Source organism: Pedobacter sp., assembly GCF_041645105.1.
Lineage (GTDB): Bacteria > Bacteroidota > Bacteroidia > Sphingobacteriales > Sphingobacteriaceae > Pedobacter.
Window position 1 is genome coordinate 132,406 of record NZ_JBAZQQ010000004.1, and the last position, 19,030, is coordinate 151,435.

Annotated in this window: 18 protein-coding genes; 11 read left to right on the forward strand and 7 right to left on the reverse strand. The window is 37.8% G+C overall.

Annotation, left to right across the window (positions count from 1 at the left end):
• Positions 1-170: 170 nt before the first annotated feature.
• Genes WC623_RS13995 through WC623_RS14010 form a run of 4 tightly spaced genes read right to left on the reverse strand, consistent with a single transcriptional unit; the run spans position 171 to position 3,655 of the window.
• Positions 171-1,226 carry a hypothetical protein gene (locus WC623_RS13995; RefSeq protein ID WP_372852073.1) on the reverse strand — a complete coding sequence of 352 codons (1,056 nt, stop codon included), beginning with the start codon at positions 1,224-1,226 and terminating at the stop codon, positions 171-173.
• Positions 1,227-1,275: 49 nt separating this feature from the next.
• Entirely contained in the window at positions 1,276-2,160 is an 885-nt protein-coding gene (locus WC623_RS14000; RefSeq protein WP_372852075.1) for a class I SAM-dependent methyltransferase, read from the reverse strand.
• 11 nt (positions 2,161-2,171) lie between these two features.
• Complete coding sequence (locus WC623_RS14005; RefSeq protein WP_372852077.1) at positions 2,172-2,924, reverse strand: ABC transporter ATP-binding protein; 753 nt, start codon at positions 2,922-2,924, stop codon at positions 2,172-2,174.
• A complete protein-coding gene (locus tag WC623_RS14010; protein WP_372852079.1) occupies positions 2,921-3,655 on the reverse strand; it encodes an MlaE family ABC transporter permease in 735 nt (244 codons plus the stop codon). The genes WC623_RS14005 and WC623_RS14010 overlap by 4 nt, the downstream gene beginning before the upstream one ends.
• 183 nt (positions 3,656-3,838) lie before the next feature.
• Between WC623_RS14010 and WC623_RS14015 the strand changes: the two genes are divergently transcribed.
• The 5 genes from WC623_RS14015 to ispG are packed head-to-tail and all read left to right on the forward strand — an operon-like array spanning position 3,839 to position 8,902.
• Positions 3,839-4,528, forward strand: a complete 690-nt coding sequence (locus tag WC623_RS14015) for an SDR family oxidoreductase (RefSeq protein ID WP_372852081.1) — start codon at positions 3,839-3,841, stop codon at positions 4,526-4,528.
• 21 nt (positions 4,529-4,549) lie between these two features.
• Positions 4,550-5,287 carry a PspC domain-containing protein gene (locus WC623_RS14020; RefSeq protein WP_372852083.1) on the forward strand — a complete coding sequence of 246 codons (738 nt, stop codon included), beginning with the start codon at positions 4,550-4,552 and terminating at the stop codon, positions 5,285-5,287.
• Positions 5,288-5,289: 2 nt separating this feature from the next.
• A complete protein-coding gene (locus tag WC623_RS14025; RefSeq protein ID WP_372852085.1) occupies positions 5,290-6,225 on the forward strand; it encodes a LiaI-LiaF-like domain-containing protein in 936 nt (311 codons plus the stop codon).
• A gap of 33 nt (positions 6,226-6,258) precedes the next feature.
• Positions 6,259-6,873 (forward strand): RDD family protein, encoded by a 615-nt coding sequence (locus WC623_RS14030; protein WP_372852088.1) that lies wholly within the window; start codon positions 6,259-6,261, stop codon positions 6,871-6,873.
• Positions 6,874-6,922: 49 nt separating this feature from the next.
• Entirely contained in the window at positions 6,923-8,902 is a 1,980-nt protein-coding gene (gene ispG / locus WC623_RS14035; RefSeq protein ID WP_372852802.1) for a (E)-4-hydroxy-3-methylbut-2-enyl-diphosphate synthase, read from the forward strand.
• 54 nt (positions 8,903-8,956) lie between these two features.
• Here the strand turns inward: ispG and WC623_RS14040 are convergent, their stop codons facing one another.
• A complete protein-coding gene (locus tag WC623_RS14040; protein ID WP_372852090.1) occupies positions 8,957-10,576 on the reverse strand; it encodes an FMN-binding glutamate synthase family protein in 1,620 nt (539 codons plus the stop codon).
• Between the two features lie 327 nt (positions 10,577-10,903).
• On the reverse strand, positions 10,904-11,425 hold the full coding sequence (locus WC623_RS14045; protein WP_372852092.1) for a DinB family protein: 522 nt from the start codon (positions 11,423-11,425) through the stop codon (positions 10,904-10,906).
• Positions 11,426-11,596: 171 nt separating this feature from the next.
• Between WC623_RS14045 and WC623_RS14050 the strand changes: the two genes are divergently transcribed.
• Positions 11,597-11,905, forward strand: a complete 309-nt coding sequence (locus WC623_RS14050; protein ID WP_372852094.1) for a hypothetical protein — start codon at positions 11,597-11,599, stop codon at positions 11,903-11,905.
• Here WC623_RS14050 and WC623_RS14055 read toward each other — a convergent pair.
• Positions 11,888-12,718 carry an alpha/beta hydrolase family protein gene (locus tag WC623_RS14055; RefSeq protein WP_372852097.1) on the reverse strand — a complete coding sequence of 277 codons (831 nt, stop codon included), beginning with the start codon at positions 12,716-12,718 and terminating at the stop codon, positions 11,888-11,890. The two genes, WC623_RS14050 and WC623_RS14055, sit on opposite strands and share 18 nt — an antisense overlap.
• Before the next feature lie 173 nt (positions 12,719-12,891).
• Between WC623_RS14055 and hemA the strand changes: the two genes are divergently transcribed.
• From hemA to WC623_RS14080, 5 genes are read left to right on the forward strand one after another with little or no spacing between them, the layout of a single operon-like run.
• Entirely contained in the window at positions 12,892-14,118 is a 1,227-nt protein-coding gene (gene hemA / locus WC623_RS14060; protein WP_372852099.1) for a glutamyl-tRNA reductase, read from the forward strand.
• A gap of 25 nt (positions 14,119-14,143) precedes the next feature.
• On the forward strand, positions 14,144-15,724 hold the full coding sequence (gene hemC / locus WC623_RS14065; RefSeq protein WP_372852101.1) for a hydroxymethylbilane synthase: 1,581 nt from the start codon (positions 14,144-14,146) through the stop codon (positions 15,722-15,724).
• Positions 15,725-15,732: 8 nt separating this feature from the next.
• Positions 15,733-16,701: a porphobilinogen synthase gene (gene hemB, locus WC623_RS14070; RefSeq protein ID WP_372852103.1), complete on the forward strand. Its 969-nt coding sequence runs from the start codon at positions 15,733-15,735 to the stop codon at positions 16,699-16,701.
• A gap of 51 nt (positions 16,702-16,752) precedes the next feature.
• Positions 16,753-18,126 (forward strand): glutamate-1-semialdehyde 2,1-aminomutase, encoded by a 1,374-nt coding sequence (gene hemL / locus WC623_RS14075; RefSeq protein ID WP_372852105.1) that lies wholly within the window; start codon positions 16,753-16,755, stop codon positions 18,124-18,126.
• A gap of 36 nt (positions 18,127-18,162) precedes the next feature.
• On the forward strand, positions 18,163-19,029 hold the full coding sequence (locus tag WC623_RS14080; RefSeq protein WP_349785777.1) for a HAMP domain-containing sensor histidine kinase: 867 nt from the start codon (positions 18,163-18,165) through the stop codon (positions 19,027-19,029).
• Position 19,030 lies beyond the last annotated feature (1 nt).

Consider the following 19,030-nt stretch of genomic DNA (forward strand, 5'->3'; position numbering starts at 1 on the left):
AAAAGGATAGCAAAAGAATAGCAAAACAATAGCAAAAGGATAGCAAAAGAAATATCGAACAAAATATATGTCTCTTACCCTGCTAGAGTTATATCCAAAAAGAGAAAGGGCTGTTCATTCGAACAGCCCTTTCTCTTTCATTTTGATAAGAAGTTCTAACCTGGAATTTCTTATTGGTATTGAATGTATATTGGTGCAGGTTTCAACTTTAATAATTCTTCTGGTGTCATTAAACGATTTGGAGCTTTCTTAAGATCGTTTTTATAGAATAATTTAAAGCCTGTAAATTGAACAGGTTCTGAGTGGATAAAATGGCGGTAAGTTCCTTTTTTCAGTTCAGGTTCTCCCCATCCATCCATGTGCATTACAATTTGTACTTCAGGACGTAGTTTTATGTTCTGATAGTTTGTTACCATTTTCCTTGTAAAACGGTGTATTACAAATACCTTAGGAGGTAAATTGTGTTTTTTAACCATATCAGCAAGATATTTCGAAACATAATTAATGTCTGCAGCATCATAAGTTCCAATTTTGCGTCCAGGTATAGTACCATCTTTCATGGAGAATTCCGGATCAATCCCTAAATGTACATAAGGTAATTGGAGATACTTTTCAATATGAGGCAACTCAGCTTTTATATTACTCAATGCAACCTGAAGATCTAAAAATACAATAGTATTAGGACGCATTTTAGAAATTGCTAAAACCGAATCAATCTGGCTATTAGCCATCCTGTTGATGTATTTTCCGTCTCTACCAGGAGTGCCGCTTGCTACGGCTGCTATATAGTGCAGACCAGCTTGTACAGGGGTAGAAGGATCTGCCTTTTCCCAATGCTTAATTTCTGCATTTAGCTTACTCCACATTTCTTTAGGGGCATATTCGCCAAGTGCACCCATTTTCTTAGAGTGTAAATTGCCATAATAAACCACAATACGTTTAAATGGAAGAATAGCTCCAGCTAATGGATAAGGCTGGTTTTTTACCGGCCATTTGCCGGTAGTGTCTCCGTTAGTAAGTTTTGTTAACAGGGCATTGTATTTTGCTGTGTCAACTGGAGTACGACTTGTATCTATAGGGTTTTCTGTCTCAACCGCAACCGTGTCGCCATCGGCGTTTACTTTAGTCTGTCCATTAGCTTTTTTTGTATCGGAAGCACAGCTGGCCAATATGCCTAATGCAGTTGTGCTAATTAAAAGAATGCCTGCGAGGCGTGTTATTTTCATAGGTGTTATATTAGCTAAATGAATAAAAATGTGAATGTAAATATTTGTTTTATTTAAAACTATTGAACTTGCCAAAAACACCAAGAGGTAACTTAACACCAGATGTGGCTTGAAGATAGAGTTCACCTGTTTCCAGGTTTTTTACCTGAGGGAATGATGTTCTAATTAAGTTTTCTACTATTACAGAAGAGAATCCTAAAGAATAAGTGTTTAGGATTAAAAAGTGTTCTTCTTCATCCAACAATTGAACTACATCATGCATCATTTCTTGGATATGGTCTTCAAGTTTCCATTTCTCACCATTAGGGCCATGTCCAAATGCAGGAGGATCTAAAATGATCCCATTATATTTTTTTCCTCTTTTTAATTCTCTCTTTACAAATTTTAAGGCATCTTCCAATACCCAGCGAACATCCTTAAGGTTTGAAAGTTCCTGGTTCTCATTGGCCCAGTTTATAACTTGTTTTATAGAATCTACGTGAGTGGTGTCTGCTCCAGCGGCTTTAGCTACTAATGATGCAGCACCAGTATAGGCAAAGAGGTTTAATACTTTAGGACTAGGTGTTTTAATTTTTTTAACACAAGAAGAAATATAATCCCAGTTTACAGCTTGTTCAGGGAATACACCAACATGTTTAAAAGATGTTAATCCAAGGCGCAAGCTAATGGTCACATCATCATTAGTATATTGTACATTCCACCTGTCTGGGATTTGGTTTGCACTTTTGATCCATTCGCCAGAAGTAGCTGATCGGCCTTTAAACCGGATGTGCGTTTGTTTTTTCCATTCAGAATCCGATAGTGTTTTTTTCCAAACAGCTTGTGGCTCTGGTCGGGACAAAACTAAATTGCCAAAACGTTCTAATTTCTCAAAATCACCACAATCAATTAACTCATAATCTTTCCAATGAGTGGGGGTTAGCAGGCTTATCATAAAAAAGTATATTAAAATTTTCCTTTTGCAGCCTTCATAAAGCGGCTCGCAAAAACAAAGTCGTTTAGTTCTTGAACATCAGTATGGGCTATTTCTTTGTTAGAACCTTCCCAGAATTTTTTGCCTTCGTGGAGGAACAATATATAATCGCCAATACCCATTACCGAGTTCATATCGTGGGTAACTACAATTGTTGTGGTGTTGTATTCTTCGGTTAATTCCTTAATCAGCTCATCAATTACAATTGATGTTTTTGGGTCGAGCCCTGAATTGGGTTCATCAACAAAAAGATATTTTGGGTTCATGGCAATGGCACGTGCAATACCAACCCTTTTTTTCATACCACCAGAAAGTTCTGCCGGGAATAATTTGTTTTTCCCTTCCAGGTTTACTCTTTCAAGGCAAAAGTTTACCCTTTCCATTTTTTCTTTGCGGCTTTGTTCAGTAAACATATTTAAGGGGAACATGATATTCTCCTCAACAGTCATAGAGTCAAATAGGGCAGAACCTTGAAAAAGCATGCCGATCTCTTTTCTGATCTCGATCTTTTCCTCAAAATTCATATTGGTAAATTCCCTTCCATCGTATTCTACACCTCCTTTTTCAGGGTGATGCAGGCCGATCATACATTTTAGAAGGGTAGTTTTTCCAGATCCAGACCCACCAATGATCAAATTAGTTACTCCGGCTTCGAATTTACCTGAGATACCTTTTAATACTTCGTTGTCTCCAAAAGATTTATAGATGTCCTTGATTTCGATCATAGTAATAACTGGGTTATAAGGTAATCACAGGCAAGAATGGATATACAACTCACAACTACTGCTCTTGTGCTTGCCTGAGCAACTTCGAGGGCTCCACCTTTTACATAAAAACCTTCGTAAGCCGGGACTGATGTGATGATAAAACCAAATACAAATGCCTTAACTAAAGCAACAACAATTGTATATGGGTTAAAATCGGTCGTGATACCTTGTATATATTCGGCAGGGGTTACAGCACCAGATAAGGTTCCACCAAGATAACCACCTGAAATACTTAAAAACATAGACATTATAACCAGGAATGGTACCATAGTAATCCCTGCAAGAATTTTAGGAAGTATTAAGTAACCTGGTGAATTGATCCCCATAATTTCCAATGCGTCAATTTGCTCGCTTACACGCATGGTTCCAATCTCAGAAGAAATAGCGGAACCTATTTTACCTGCAAGTACAATAGCCGTGATGGTTGGACTTAACTCAAGAATACTGGAGTCGCGGTTAACCGAACCAATTATGGTTTTTGGAATTAAATCACTTACCAACTGGAAAGCAATCTGTAAAGTCATCACCGCCCCGATAAAAGTAGATATAATAGCGATTAGCCCTATAGAACCAACGCCAATAAAGTCCATTTGTTTAAAGATGGCTTGTAAGTATATTTTAAATTTTTCAGGTCTTCTAAATACAGCCTTTAATAAAAGAAGGTATCTGCCAAAATTGGTGAAATTCATGCAATGAAAAATTAACTGTAGTATTTACGCAATAATAACACAAAGAAACAACAAAAAGTCGAAACCTGATAAGTTTGCCTTGTACAAACGGATTTAATAAGGAAACTATCAAATCTTTTGCCACAAAGTTTTCGGGGGATGACCTTTTTTGTATTATTGCGATACATTAAAAGGTTTTGACAAATGAATGCAATTATAACCGGAGCAACTAAGGGCATAGGAAGGGCCATCGCGATTAAATTGGCCGAAAGTGGTTACAATTTAGCAATATGTTCAAGAAGTAAATATGATATGGAACTTTTTACTCAGGAGCTGAATTATACCGGGGTAAAGATAATTGCGTTGCAAGCCGATTGTAGTGTTAAGCAAGAAGTATATGGCTTTTGTGATGAGGTAAAAGGACAAATGGGGACCATTGATGTGCTCGTGAATAATGCTGGGACATATTTACCTGGAAGTTTGCTGGATGAAACGGATGATATTCTTCAGAAACAATTGGACTTAAACCTGAATGCAGCTTATTACTTTTCCAAATATTTTGGGAAAATGATGCGTGAGCGTAAATCAGGGCATATTTTTAATATCTGTTCTATTGCTGCTAAAGCTGTTGTAGAAAATGGAGGAAGTTACTCTGTAACTAAATCGGCTTTGTTAAGTCTTAATGATGTATTGAGAGCAGAACTATCAAAATACAATGTAAAAGTAACGGCTATATTGCCAGGTTCTACTTTGACTTCTTCCTGGGAAGGAACAGATATCCCAGCTGAGCGTTTTGTACAACCAGAAGACATAGCCAATTCATTACACACTATTTTAAACTTAAGTGCAGGTGTAAATGTTGATGAGATAGTTTTGAAGCCATTACAGTTTTAAATTAACAGGAGGGAAATTATCATGGAAAAGAGATTATTTAGAAATGAGCATGACAAAGTGATATCCGGCGTATCGTCGGGCATAGCTGAGTACATGGAGGTGGACGTAACCATCATCAGATTGCTATTTGTACTTTCGACTATATTTTTGGTGGGAACGGGGATATTAGTGTATATTATAATGTGGATTGTAGTGCCTGTAAACAATGATCCCGCAGCGAGATTATCAAAGTTTAACGATTATTTCAAAGATCAGAGTAATCCTTTTCAAGCACCGAAACCATTTGGCAGCCAGAAGAGTACAACAGAAAGTACAAAGCCATATCAAAATTGGACTTCATCGACAGTTAAAGAGGATAATTTTGAGAGCTGGAAACAAACTGGTGAATTTAAACCTTATCAAAAAAATAATGAAACAGGGCGTACCGTTGCAGGATTGTTTCTATTAGTAATTGGATTGTATTTTCTGATGAATGAATTTGGTATGATTCCATTTTGGTTTCAGCTAACTAAATTATGGCCACTTTTATTTGTTGCAATCGGGGTCAGTTTTATCCTTAAATCTAAAAACAAAAATGCCTGGGAAAATTGGAAAGAGCAAAATACGCAACAGCCGGTAAACCCAGAAAGTAATCCTGTCGCAAGTGCTGAAAAACCGGTAGAACCGGTTACGCCGGAAAGCTCTGCTGCACCCGATACTTCGTCAGATCAGGCTGCGGACAATGAGACAAATGATCCGTTAACTAAAAAAGACATATAGTTATGAAATTGGATAGAATAATGTGGGGTATAGTCCTGCTTTTTATAGGAGGGGTACTTTTATTGGAGAATTTTAATGTCATCGATTTTTATTGGCGTAGTGTGTGGCGTTTTTGGCCTATATTTCTGATCATAGCTGGGGTTAATATCTTATTTAATAAAAATAAGTCTCAGATAGGTGGGATTGTATCCATTGCCATATTAATTATTACACTGATTCTCCTGTTTTTTAAAGGGCAACAGACGCCAGGATATAAAAATAGAGTAACTGAACGTTTTGAAGAAAGGATAGAGTCGCAGGAAACTGAAGATGCTAATGAGCAACATTTGTATTTGCCTTATGCTAATGATTCCACTGCAAAGCGAACTGTCCTTAATATTTCGGGCGGAGGTACATCTTTTGATCTTAAGGGAAGTACAGATAGCTTGATTTCAGCGAGAATAAGCCCTCCAGGTGAAAAGTTTTTACTGGTAAATAATTTCACTAAAGATAGTGTAAACATATTAGACCTGAAAATGGCCAGGAAAGGTAAATGGAATGGTGGTGGGAATAATGTGGATATTAAATTAAATCCTAAACCAATTTGGGAGTTTCATGTAAATATGGGAGCCGGAGAGATTGATTTTGATCTGAGAGATTACAAGGTTCGGGAGTTTAATTTCGACGGAGGGGCAGCTGCACTTGATGTGAAGTTAGGGGCTTTGCTTCCAGTTACAGATGTGAATGTTAAAACTGGAGTTGCTGAAGTGAAAATTAAAATCCCTTCAGAATCGGGCTGTCAGATCAGAGCAAAAACAGGTTTGTCTGCTAAAGAGTTTCCTGGTTTCGTTAAGTTGAGTGATAACACGTACGAGACTCCAAATTATGCAGCATCAAAGAATAAAATATTTATTAATTTTGATGGTGGACTGAGTAGTTTTGAGGTAAATAGATATTAAACCTCTGGTCGGAACACGACGAACTACATAGATATGGATAATAGTATTAAATACACAATTGTTGTAAATGGTAAACCTGAAGGACCATATCAATTAGAAGAATTAACAAGACTAAATATCCAACCTGGAACCTTTATAAGGAAGCCAGGAATGGATGATTATAAAGAAGCTCACGAGGTACCTGAACTGCGTGAGCTTCTTGGTTTTGCTCATCAGGTTACGGCACCACAGTATTTTGCTTCATTTGATCAGCGATTGCTGGCATCAGTTATTGATTATTTTTTATTGCTCTGTGCCTACGTGTTGCTTGCATTGTTAAGCTTTATTGTAATAGAAGAAAAAGAACAGCGTATAATGTTGGCATTCTCTGGGCTACCTCTCCTTCCTATTGCAAAATACATTTATGGTAGTTTTGCCGAATCATCTGAAAAACAAGGGACGATAGGCAAAATATTACTTCATATAAAAATTACTGATATGGAAGGTCGGAGAATTACGGTGGGGAAATCCTTTGGAAGGAATACGGCTAAGATTATTTCAATATTGCCACTGTTTATTGGTTATCTCTATTGCTTTCTAAATAAAAAACAACAATGCTTTCATGATATCATTGCTAATACTTTAGTTGTAAAAGAGCGCCTCATCTGACGTTACAGTTATAAACATAATCTTTATCTTTGTGTCAGATTTACAAATGATGGAAGAAGTAGTTGGTCAACAAGCACTAAAAAATGTATTACAAGGTGGATACTGTAACAGTTTAACAAAGTATTCCAGGTTCTTGACAAGGGAGGTTTCCATTGGAGATGTACCTATGGGTGGCTTTAATCCAATCCGGATACAATCTATGACCACTACTGATACCATGGATACCATCGGTACTGTAGAGCAAACCATAAGAATGGTTAACTCTGGCTGTGAATATGTACGTATTACAGCTCCAAGCATGAAAGAAGCCGATAATCTGGCTAATATTAAAAAGGAACTGCGCTTACGAGGCTATAATGTTCCTTTGGTGGCAGACATCCACTTTACGCCAAATGCAGCTGAAGCAGCAGCTCGTATTGTTGAAAAAGTTAGGGTGAATCCAGGCAATTACGCCGATAAAAAAAGATTCGAAAATATAGAATATACCCAACAGGCCTATCAAGCTGAACTGGATCGCATATATAAGAAATTTACTCCTTTAGTAAAGATCTGTAAGGAATATGGTACAGCCATGCGAATAGGAACTAATCATGGTTCACTATCAGACCGGATCATGAGTCATTATGGCGATACCCCGCGTGGGATGGTAGAGTCTGCAATGGAGTTTATCCGAATGTGCGAAGACCTGAATTATTATAACCTGGTGATCTCTATGAAAGCCAGTAATACTCAGGTAATGGTACAAGCTTACCGTTTGCTTGTGGAAACCATGGTGAAGGAGGGAATGAACTATCCTTTGCATCTCGGCGTGACGGAGGCCGGTGATGGTGAAGATGGCAGGATAAAATCGGCTGTAGGTATTGGCACTTTACTTGAAGATGGATTGGGAGATACCATAAGGGTTTCTTTAACCGAAGATCCGGAGTTTGAAGCACCAGTAGCAAAGGCGCTTGCTCTAAGATATGAAAAGCGATCTGCATCGTCTGAGCAGAGGGAACGCCTTAATGATGAAACCGGGATTGATATTAAAGATCTTCCGTACAGTCCATATGAATATAGCCGTAGACAAAGTGCTTCAGTACAACATATTGGAGGACATCACCATCCGGTAGTGATGCTTGATGTGAGTTCCGAGAACTTAAAAGATCCTTATTTTCTATCGGCCGTTGGATATTCATATAATGCCGGGCTTGATAAATATAATATGGCAGATCAGACTTGTGATATTGTATATCTTGGGGATCAGCTGCCATCATTTTCTTTTCCAGGGAACTTGAAACAGGTTTATAATTATGCTACATGGATTTCATTAAAAGATAAAAACAATTGCCATCCGCTACTTAGCTATAAGGAATATCTAGATGTTGAGCTTAAAGATGACCATCTGAACCTGGTTAAAGTTGATGCCACTGAGGGGGGTGACCTTTCATTGCTTAAAGGAAATGTTGTCCTGTTGTTAGAAACCAACGTAGCTCATGGTATGGCAGCACAAAGGTCCTTTTTTATCGATCTGGTGAAAAACAATATTCAGGTTCCTGTGATTATCAAAAGAACTTATGAAGGGCTAAATGCAGATGACCTTATGCTGTATGCTGCCAGTGATTTAGGTGCTTTACTTACTGATGGATTTGGTGATGGCATTTGGATTAGTACTGATAAAACAATAGGATTGTCATTAATCAATTCTACAAGTTTTGGTATTTTACAAGCAACACGTACCCGTATTTCTAAAACTGAATATATTTCTTGTCCAAGTTGCGGACGTACCTTGTTTGACCTGCAGGAAACTACGCAAATGATCCGGTCACGTACTGATCATTTAAAAGGTATCAAGATAGGTATTATGGGTTGTATAGTAAATGGGCCAGGAGAAATGGCGGATGCCGATTATGGCTATGTAGGAACGGGTCCTGATAAGATTACACTCTATAGAGGTAAGGAAGTCGTAAAGAAAAATGTAAATGCCGCACGTGCGCTGGATGATTTAATCGAGTTGATTAAGGAAGACGGTAACTGGGTGCAAAAATAAAAAGCCGGAATAGATTTTGAAAATGTATTCCGGCTTTTTGCTTTTTTGCTCGTTTTAAGCGCTAAACATTAATTCTTGTTCTTTGCTCATTGATTCCTGTTCATTATTCTTTAATGCTGGAACATTGTTTTTTAAGCCTTGTTCTTTAGAACTATTGAAATAAATTTCCTTAAAATTCATGGTTTTAGTAGTGTCAATTCTTCTATGGAATGATTCAGGATTAATATGTTCAGGCGTTGCAAAACCACAAGCTTCCATCAGCTCTACTGTTGCATGAATTGTGTTTTTATGGAAGTTGGCTACCCTGTGCTTCTTATCAGTCACATCAATACCTTTAAACAAGCTCTTGTCTTGGGTAGCAATACCTACAGGACATTTTCCACTGTCACACTTTAATGCTTGTATGCAGCCTAAAGCCATCATCATCCCTCTGGCACTATAACAGGCATCAGCTCCCAGAGCTAAAGCTTTCATAATATCAAAACCAGTGATGATCTTTCCTGAAGCCATTATTTTAATCTGATTTCTTAATCCGAATTTAGTTAACGACTCACTTACAAAAGCCAGGGCGTCCATTAATGGCATACCTACATAATCTGTATATTCCAAAGGTGCAGCACCAGTTCCACCTTCAGCTCCATCAATGGTGATGAAATCAGGTGCAATACCTGTTTCAATCATAGCTTTACAGATATCGGTAAACTCATTTTTACTTCCGATACACAATTTAAATCCAACAGGTTTACCATCTGATAATTTGCGTAATTGCTCTACAAAATGCATTAAGCCTAAAGCGTCATTAAAAGTGCTGTGTGCGGGTGGGGATATCACTGTTGTACCAGCTACCACGTTTCTTATTTCGGCTATTTCCGGTGTGTTTTTAGCAGCAGGTAAAATTCCTCCATGACCCGGTTTGGCACCTTGTGAAAGCTTGATTTCGATCATTTTTACATAGGCTCGTCTGGAGTTTTTCTGAAACAACGACGCATCGAAATTTCCATCATTGTCTCTGCATCCAAAGTAACCGGTTCCAATTTGCCAAATCAGGTCACCACCCCCCTTAACATGATGTGGGCTGATGCCACCTTCACCAGTATTATGTGCAAAACCATTCAATTTAGCACCATGACTTAAAGACATGATCGCTGTTTTACTCAGCGCACCAAAACTCATAGCTCCAATGTTGAGAATGCTCATGTCATAAGGTTGTGTACAATCTTTATTCCCAACTTTAACCCTCAAATCAGTTTTAGCCAGTTTTTTAGGATAAATACTATGTGATACCCATTCGTACCCTTGTAAATAGGGGTCCACCTGCATTCCGAAAGCTACAGTTTCCCGCTCATTTTTTGCTCTCTGGTAAACGATTGATCGTTGTCTTCTGTTAAATGGTTTTCCATCTAGCTCTGATTCAAAGAAATATTGACGCATTTCAGGCCTGATGGCTTCAAAGAAGTAACGGAGTCGGCCTACAATCGGGTAATTACGTAAAACAGCATGTTTAGATTGAAAACGATCATAACCTACTGCAGTAATAAGGATTAATGGGAGTGCTATTAAAAGGTAAAATGAAGATGCCTGATAAAAAGCAGCTATAATAAGTGCAACTGTTCCTGATAAAGCAATCCAAAGCAATGTCTTTCCGATAATTGAACGAATTTGGTGATTTTCCATAATTTGATAATGGTGTAGCTATGTGATGATCTAACAAAATAGCGGTAAAAGCCCCAAGTGGGGTAGCTGATATATGTTTTGATGTAAATAAGATTAGACCCCGAATCTAAAAATTGATGTGAAGCGATTCGGGGCTAAGATCATAAAGTCTTTTGCGAAATTTGAATTCATTCGGCAAATCTCGCTATGTTATTTAACATAATCAAAAAAATACACCTATAAAATTATATTTTTATCAATTTAATAAGGAAGGGAAATTAATTGTTACAAGATGTTGAGAATACCGTATAAAAATTGAATTAATTGTAAAGTATCAGGTAAAGATATTTAGTCTCTGTTCCAGAATGCAGGTGGTTCCACTCCTAAACTGCGAAGGTATACAGTTCCTTGTGCACGGTGGTGAATTTCATTGTCGATGAAATATAAGATAGAAGAAAAAACCTGCCCTTCATACTGACCAAAAACTACTGTGTTTTCCTGAAAACGCTCTTGTGTAATCTGTGGCCAATAAGTATTGATCTCCTCAGTTCCCTGATCAAATAATTTTAGTAATCCTTCTTTTGAGCGATGAGCTTCATCAACAGTATGTTCACTAAAACCGCCAGTGTTTTCCCAATTGTCAGTTGCAATTCCTCTTATGCCTGGGCCAGCAATGTCGATGATTTCTTTGATCATATCTCCGAAGGTGCGCATTCCCCCTATACTATAATCAAATAATTTGTCATCAGGAAAAGCTTCAATTACACGACGGGTAAGTCGACGGTGTCCCATCCATTGATCTAAAATGTTTTCTGATGATGCGAAATAAATAGTTTCAGTTGCAATGGTGTTTGTGTTTTGAGTTGTCATGATTAAAGGTTTAAGTGTTTGAAATTTTCTATTTGCTGATACAAAGAAAATAGGTATCCCTGACAACCCTATGGCAGTCTGATTTCAAATGGAATATTTTTTTGGATCTTTCTTGGCTGGCATTACAATTGTTTATAGTTTAATACCTACTGAAAAATTAAAACATATTTGATGACTCCTAATGTGACAGTGCTCGCTATTATTGATTTTGATAAGAAACCATGTGCACCATTGACTAAAGTGATGAGTGAAAGACTAAATCGTTTTGCAATCGAACTACAAAATTGCCTGGATCTTGAATTGAAAGATGATCAAACATTTAATAATCTGGTCATTTACATGAGTTACAACAGCAGTTATGCTGTTCGTTGGACAATAGTATCTGATGTGCCAGGTCGTATTCATAATATGGTTGCACAAAAATGTGCAAGTCTAGGTTATATAGCTTGGAAAGATGTTGATTTATTTCGTTTCAAGTGAAATAAACGCAAGCGTTTTTTTGACTACTTCTTTTAATTGATCTGGTAATTCTGCAGATGCATAAGGGTGTGAAGCTCCATAAACATGGTTCGCTCCTTCAATCTTCTGTATTTTTGCACTTAATTGTTGCTGCGCCAATTTTTGTGCTACGCTGAAAGCAACATTAACATCGTTATCCCCATGCAGGATTAACCATGGAATATTTATAAGCTTAGCAGCTTTTTTAATATCAAAAGCCTCTTTATGCGCTATAAAGTCTTCAAGTAAGCTGCTGTTTAGAGGCATTTTCTCTTTAGTTCGTGCATTTTCGACAAAAATTTTTCCTGTTTTAATCCAGTCTTCTTCCTGCTCTTCTTTCCACAAACTGGAAAAATCTGAAATAGCAGACCAGGTAATTAGCTTGCTGATGCGACTATCCTTTACTGCCTGGATAATTGCAAGACCACCTCCACGACTATGACCTATCAGAGTAATTGCAGAGGAGGGAAAGGTTTTATGAGCATAAGTAACCACTATCTCAACATCTGCTAACTCAAAACTAATGGTGTTTGATGCAAAATCTTCAAAATCAGTCACATCATTGATGTTGTTTTTAGTTACCCCACTATGAGAAAGGTTAAATTTGATAAATCTGTAACCATATGAGGCAAAAAAAGCAGCTGTTAAATGGTGAGCTCCCCAATCTTTAAACCCTTTGAAGCCGTGGATAAAAATTATGGTGCCTGAATTTGTGAGTTTATCGTCATACGTACTATCTCCAAAGATTGGTTTTCCTTCTGCGCCATGTAAGGTAAAAGAGTCTGTTTTAATCATATCTGACTACATATATGGTGTTTAAGAAGTATAACAAAATATAATTGCAGATGTTTAGATGTTGGTTTTTATTTAAAATCTTTCTAAATAGCTCTTAATTACAGCATAATGACAGTGGTATAGCCTTGTGTTATTACTTTTGTTACGCTAAAAATAAACAGGGTAATACTATTTTGGAATATTTAAAAATCATTGCTTTTACGCATAAACAAATTGATCTAAAGTCTTTAGGTAAGTTAGTGATATGTGAGCAAACATTGGACGACAGGTTGAGGAACATCCAATCCGAGTTAGGTGTAAAAGAGATATTCTATGTAGGAACGTGCAATAGGGTCGAATTCGTATTCACTTCTGCGAATAATTTAGATAAAGACTTCATTCTTCGTTTTTTAACTGTGCTTGATATGGGCTTGCCTCAGCAATACATGGAGCAGTTTATAGAAAATGTATCTGCGTACGAACAATTAGATGCTTTTAATCATTTGCTTCGTACTTCATGTTCACTGGAAAGTCTTGTTGTTGGAGAAAAAGAGATTCTGGCTCAAATTCGGAAAGCTTATGAAGCTTGTCGTGTTTCCGGCTTTACCGGAGATTATATGCGGATGATTATGAATCGGGTTGTGAAAACAGCAAAAGAGGTTTATACACATACCAATATTTCTAAAAACCCTGTATCAGTTGTATCATTGGCTTATCGCAAATTGCGTGACCTTAAAATGTGTGCGAACTCCAGATTACTCATTATAGGTGCCGGGGAAACTAATAAAAACATAGCACAATATCTTAAAAAGCATAAATACTCTAATTTTTCTGTTTTTAACAGGACATTAGAAAATGCAGAATTGCTGGCTAAAGATTTAAATGGTACAGCTTATCCTCTTTCGGAACTGGAAAACTTCAATCAGGGATTTGATGTTATTATTACCTGTACAGGTGCAACAGAGCCAATTATTACTGAGGAAATTTATACAAAATTGCTGAATGGCGAAACTGGTAAAAAGGTTATCGTTGATTTAGCTATCCCTAATGATACCGCTGCTGAAGTGGTTAGAAACTTCCCAATACACTACATAGAAGTTGAATCCTTAAAAGAGACAGCTCGTAAAAATATTCAGGAACGCTATGATGAGCTGGTTAATGCCGAGCACATCATCGAAGAAAATATCAAAGATTTTGAATCAGTATTACGTCAGCGTAAAATTGAAATCGCTATGAGCTGCGTTCCACAGAAAATTAAGGAGATCAAGCATACTGCTATCAATGGGATCTTTGCCGATGAAATCAATGGTCTGGATGAGAACTCTAGATTAGTGTTGGAAAAAGTGATGAATTACATGGAAAAGAAATACATCAGCGTTCCAATGGTTATGGCTAAGGAGATATTGGTAAAGAATAGCTAGATTTGCCAAAAAATTAGCAATCAACGTGAAAAGACTTATTATAGGTACAAGAGGTAGCGACCTGGCTTTATGGCAAGCCAATTTCATTAAAGATAAATTAACAGCTATAGGTGTTGAAGCTGAATTAAAAATTATCAAAACTCAGGGCGACAAGATTTTAAATCTTAGACTTGATAAGTTGGAAGGTAAGGGTTTCTTTACTAAAGAGCTTGAAGAAGAACTTTTAGGTGGTACAATTGATATTGCTGTTCATTCGCATAAAGATTTGCCAACAGTTCATCCTGCTGGCTTAACAATCGCTGCTGTGACCGAACGCGAGGATCCTTCTGAATTATTGTTGATTCTTAAAGATTGTGTAAGCGTTTCCCATAAACTTTCTCTTAAAAAAGGGGCAATGGTAGGAACTTCATCAAACAGACGTAAAGCTCAATTACTTGCAATCCGTCCTGACTTAAATATTGAAGATTTAAGAGGGAATGTGCCCACTCGTATACAAAAGCTAAGAGATGAGGATTACGATGCGATCGTGATTGCCAAAGCTGGAGTTAACCGTCTGAATATTGATCTTTCCGAATTTCATGTAGAGGTAATTGATACAACTGATGTGGTACCGGCACCGGCACAAGGGGCATTGGCTATACAGATCAGGGAAAACGACTCAGAATTGTTTGAAGTGCTGCAAAAGATTCATCACCAGGAAACGGCAGATGAAATTGGCGTGGAACGTAAGGTGCTTAACCTTTTTGAGGGTGGCTGCCATATGCCTTTAGGCTGTTATTGCAAGAAAGAAGATGGACAATATGAGGTATGGACTTCAAAAGCTGAAACCAATGAAGACTTTCCAGATCGTTTATTCTATAGGGTAGATAGCCTGGATGGACTGGCAGAAAAAATCGTTGCTAAATTTAGTGCCGATAGAAAGTTTCCTTCCAAGGTGTTTATTTCAAGAGAAGTTAGCGAGCATAATTACTTTAGAAAAGCACTTGAAAAACATCATATAGAAATTGATGCGAGATCATTGATCCGTACTTTCCCAATTGTAACTGTACTTGATCCATTTTATTTGAAACATGTAGATTGGATTTTTTTTAGCAGCAGGAACAGTGTTGAATATTTCTTTAAACTGAAACCGACACTGACTAAACACGTGAAGTTTGGTGTTGCCGGGAAAGGATCTGAAGATTCATTAAGGAAATTAGGCCATCTGGCCGACTATGTTGGTGAAGGTGGGGATATTGATGAGGTAGCAAACTTGTTTGCTGAAATGGTTGTTGGAAAAACAGTGTTGTTTCCAAGAGCGCAGGACTCTTTATTGAGTATTCAAAAAGCTTTGAAACCTGAGACAAAAGTAGTTGATCTACCAATTTATGAAACGGTTATCGAAGAAGATGTTGATCGAACCGAAGCAGAGGTGCTGATTTTTACTAGCCCATCAAATGTTGAAGCTTATTTTGTAGATAACCTGTTAGAGCCTGGACAACAGGTTATTGCAATTGGTAATTCTACGGCTAAAGTATTTGATGAAATGGGAGTGAAATATATATTGCCTTATGCTCCGGATGAAATTAGCCTTGCAGAAGCTGTTTTTGGAATTGAAATAAAATAAAAGAAAATATGTTACACCGTCCGCGTAGATTAAGGAAAAATCCAGTTGTGAGAGAGATGGTAGCCGAAACGAGGTTATCTAAAGACATGTTTGTTTACCCGTACTTTGTTGTGCCGGGGAAAGATGTGGTTCATCCACTGGAAGCTATGCCTGGCATTAGCCATTTTTCTGAAGATACACTAGTAAGGGACGTGGAGAAAGGATTGAAGCTGGGGGTGAACAAGATCATGCTTTTTGGTGTTGGCGATGAGAAGAGTGAAAATGCAGCTTCTGCCTATCATGATCATTCTTTAGTCCCTTCTGCTGTACGCTTATTAAAAAAGAATTTTGGTGATGACCTTTATATTGTGACTGATGTTTGTGTTTGTTCTTATACAACTCATGGTCACTGCGGTATATTGAAGGATGATTATGTGCAGAATGATGAAACAGTAGAGGTTATTGCAAAGATGGCGCTTACACATGCACAAGCTGGTGCAGATATGCTAGCCCCATCAGATATGATGGATGGTCGGGTAGCTGTGATGAGAAGTGTATTGGATGGTGCCGGCTATGTGAATGCAGCAATTATGTCTCACGCAACTAAATTTGCTTCTGCTTACTATGGTCCTTTTAGAGAGGCTGCCGACTGCGCGCCTAGTAAAGGAGACAGGAAAGCCTACCAAATGGATTTTAGAAATGGTAATGAAGCATTACGCGAAGCTTTGCTGGACGAAAGTGAGGGTGCTGATGTATTGATGGTGAAGCCTGCCTTGGCTTATCTGGATATTATGCATAACCTGAAGCAACATACAGATTTACCCATTGCCTGTTATAATGTGTCAGGAGAGTACTCGATGGTTAAGGCTGCGGCACAAAAAGGCTGGATAGATGAGCAGAAAGTAGTAATGGAAACCATGCATGCTTTTGCGCGTGCAGGAGCAAGTATCATTACCACTTACCATATTAGGGATATTGTTGAGAAAAACTGGATGTAGTAAGACGTGTTTTGTTGTAAACAACAATGCACACAGAATTGAAATAAGCATATGTTAGGATCTTTAAAAAAAATGTTTTCAGGAAATGAGGGCGATGTGCCTGTAAATACAGGTAGTAAACCAGATATTTCCAGAGAAAAGTCGGCGGAGTTATACGAAAAAGCAAAGAACTATTTTCCAGGTGGGGTAAACTCACCAGTAAGGGCTTTTAAGTCTGTTTATGGTACTCCTCTTTTTATTCAAAAAGGTGATGGCTGCTTTGTATGGGATGCCGATGGTAATCAATTTATAGATTTTTGTGCTAGCTGGGGACCGCTTATTCTGGGGCATAATAATGCCAAGGTAAGAGAGAAAGTTACTGAAGTGATGCAAAATGGTATGAGCTTCGGTGCTCCGACAGCATTGGAAAATGAACTGGCAGAGCTGATCATTAAGAACAATAAAATGGTTGAAAAAATCCGTTTTACCAGTTCTGGAACGGAAGCGGTAATGTCGGCCATTAGACTTGCCCGTGGTTATACCAGCAGAGATAAGATTATCAAATTTGAAGGTTGTTATCATGGACACAGTGATTCGTTACTGGTAAAGGCTGGTTCCGGATTGGTTACTTTTGGAGAAACTTCATCCGCAGGTGTGCCTAAAGCTTTTGCTCAGGAAACGATTGTATTGCCATTAAATGATACGGAAGCTTTAAAACAGGCATTTGAACAGTTCAAAGATCAGGTGGCGGCAGTTATTATTGAAGGTATACCGGCTAATAACGGTTTGTTAATGCAGGATGCTGAATATATTGAGTTTTTACAGGCAATCTGTAAAGAGAACAAAGCATTGTTGATTTTTGATGAGGTGATTACCGGTTTCAGGGTAGGTTTTGAAGGTGCTGCTGCACATTATGGCATTAAACCAGATATTGTTACCTATGGTAAGATTATAGGTGGTGGTTTACCAGTAGGGATGTATGGTGCTTCTGCTGAGATCATGGGACATATCTCTCCTGATGGTGGGGTTTACCAGGCAGGAACGCTTTCGGGTAACCCTGTAGCTATGGCTGCAGGTATTGCTCAGCTGACAGAATTGCTGCGTTCTGGTTTTTATAAAGAACTGAACAATAAGACTAGCGAGTTTGCAGAAAGTATTCAGCGATTTGCAACTGCAAGGAATTATAAAGTGAAGGTGTTTTATGTAGGCTCAATCTTCTGGATTGCTTTTACAGATAAGGATAAAATTCAGACTGCCGATGATATCGATCATAACAGTATGGAGAAGTTTAAGGTAATGCACCGCGAATTATTGAACAGAGGTATTTATATGGGCCCTTCAGGTTATGAGGTGGGTTTTGTATCTGCTGCACACACAAAAATAGAACTTGAAAAAGCAAAGAGAGCTATATTTGATAGCCTTGATGTTGTTTTCAGGAACAAGTAAATAATGGTATATTTATAAAGTAAAATACTGATAACCTTGAAGAAGTCGATAGTTATATTTTATTTCATGCTCCTTTATGCTTTAGTACAACTGATCTCTTGGGGAACTTTGGTAGTAAGGCTTGAACCTGCCAGAATGGCAATGGTTATGGGAGAAGGATCAGTGTTTTTATTTTTACTTTGTATAGGTGCTTATTTTTTGCATCAGTCTATTAAAAAAGAAGTACGTCTTCGTGAACAACAGCAAAATTTTTTACTATCTGTAACGCATGAATTAAAGTCTCCTTTAGCTGCGATTAAATTGTCTATTCAGACGATTGTAAAGCGCGACCTGGATAAGGCGAGACAGACTTCTTTATTGAGTAATTCTTTGAAAGATATTGAGCGCTTAGATGACCTGGTAGAGAATATGTTATTGGCTACAAAGATAGAAAACCGCTCTTATTCGTTCCCTAAGGAGGAATTTGATTTTTCTGAACTGGTGACTAAAATAACAGACAGACTACAAGTACATTCATGTGGTTGTGAGCAATTGATTACTCCGGTAATCAAGCCAGGTATTAAGGTAATGGGGGATCAGTTTGCGCTTTCTTCTGTAGTAACCAATCTGGTTGAAAATGCAGTGAAATATTCAGGACCTTGTGCGGATGTTGCTGTTGAACTGACAGAGAAAGATGGTCATGCCTTTTTGCGGGTGTCTGACAAAGGGCCAGGTATTCCTGATGCTGAAAAGATGCTTATTTTCGATAAATTCTACAGGGTTGGTGATGAGAATGTCAGAAAATCAAAAGGAACAGGATTGGGCCTGTTTATTGTTAAGGAAGTATTACAAAGCCACGACGCTGATATCAGCGTTAGAGATAACGTACCGCAAGGTGCTATTTTTGAAATAACATTTAGTTGAT

Excerpts from the sequence above, each read along its gene's own strand:
- WC623_RS13995 (WP_372852073.1), bottom strand. The coding sequence starts at position 1,226 with ATGAAAATAACACGCCTCGCAGGCATTCTTTTAATTAGCACAACTGCA.
- WC623_RS14000 (WP_372852075.1), bottom strand. The coding sequence starts at position 2,160 with ATGATAAGCCTGCTAACCCCCACTCATTGGAAAGATTATGAGTTAATT.
- WC623_RS14005 (WP_372852077.1), bottom strand. The coding sequence starts at position 2,924 with ATGATCGAAATCAAGGACATCTATAAATCTTTTGGAGACAACGAAGTA.
- WC623_RS14010 (WP_372852079.1), bottom strand. The coding sequence starts at position 3,655 with ATGAATTTCACCAATTTTGGCAGATACCTTCTTTTATTAAAGGCTGTA.
- WC623_RS14015 (WP_372852081.1), top strand. The coding sequence starts at position 3,839 with ATGAATGCAATTATAACCGGAGCAACTAAGGGCATAGGAAGGGCCATC.
- WC623_RS14020 (WP_372852083.1), top strand. The coding sequence starts at position 4,550 with ATGGAAAAGAGATTATTTAGAAATGAGCATGACAAAGTGATATCCGGC.
- WC623_RS14025 (WP_372852085.1), top strand. The coding sequence starts at position 5,290 with ATGAAATTGGATAGAATAATGTGGGGTATAGTCCTGCTTTTTATAGGA.
- WC623_RS14030 (WP_372852088.1), top strand. The coding sequence starts at position 6,259 with ATGGATAATAGTATTAAATACACAATTGTTGTAAATGGTAAACCTGAA.
- ispG (WP_372852802.1), top strand. The coding sequence starts at position 6,923 with ATGGAAGAAGTAGTTGGTCAACAAGCACTAAAAAATGTATTACAAGGT.
- WC623_RS14040 (WP_372852090.1), bottom strand. The coding sequence starts at position 10,576 with ATGGAAAATCACCAAATTCGTTCAATTATCGGAAAGACATTGCTTTGG.
- WC623_RS14045 (WP_372852092.1), bottom strand. The coding sequence starts at position 11,425 with ATGACAACTCAAAACACAAACACCATTGCAACTGAAACTATTTATTTC.
- WC623_RS14050 (WP_372852094.1), top strand. The coding sequence starts at position 11,597 with ATGACTCCTAATGTGACAGTGCTCGCTATTATTGATTTTGATAAGAAA.
- WC623_RS14055 (WP_372852097.1), bottom strand. The coding sequence starts at position 12,718 with ATGATTAAAACAGACTCTTTTACCTTACATGGCGCAGAAGGAAAACCA.
- hemB (WP_372852103.1), top strand. The coding sequence starts at position 15,733 with ATGTTACACCGTCCGCGTAGATTAAGGAAAAATCCAGTTGTGAGAGAG.
- hemL (WP_372852105.1), top strand. The coding sequence starts at position 16,753 with ATGTTAGGATCTTTAAAAAAAATGTTTTCAGGAAATGAGGGCGATGTG.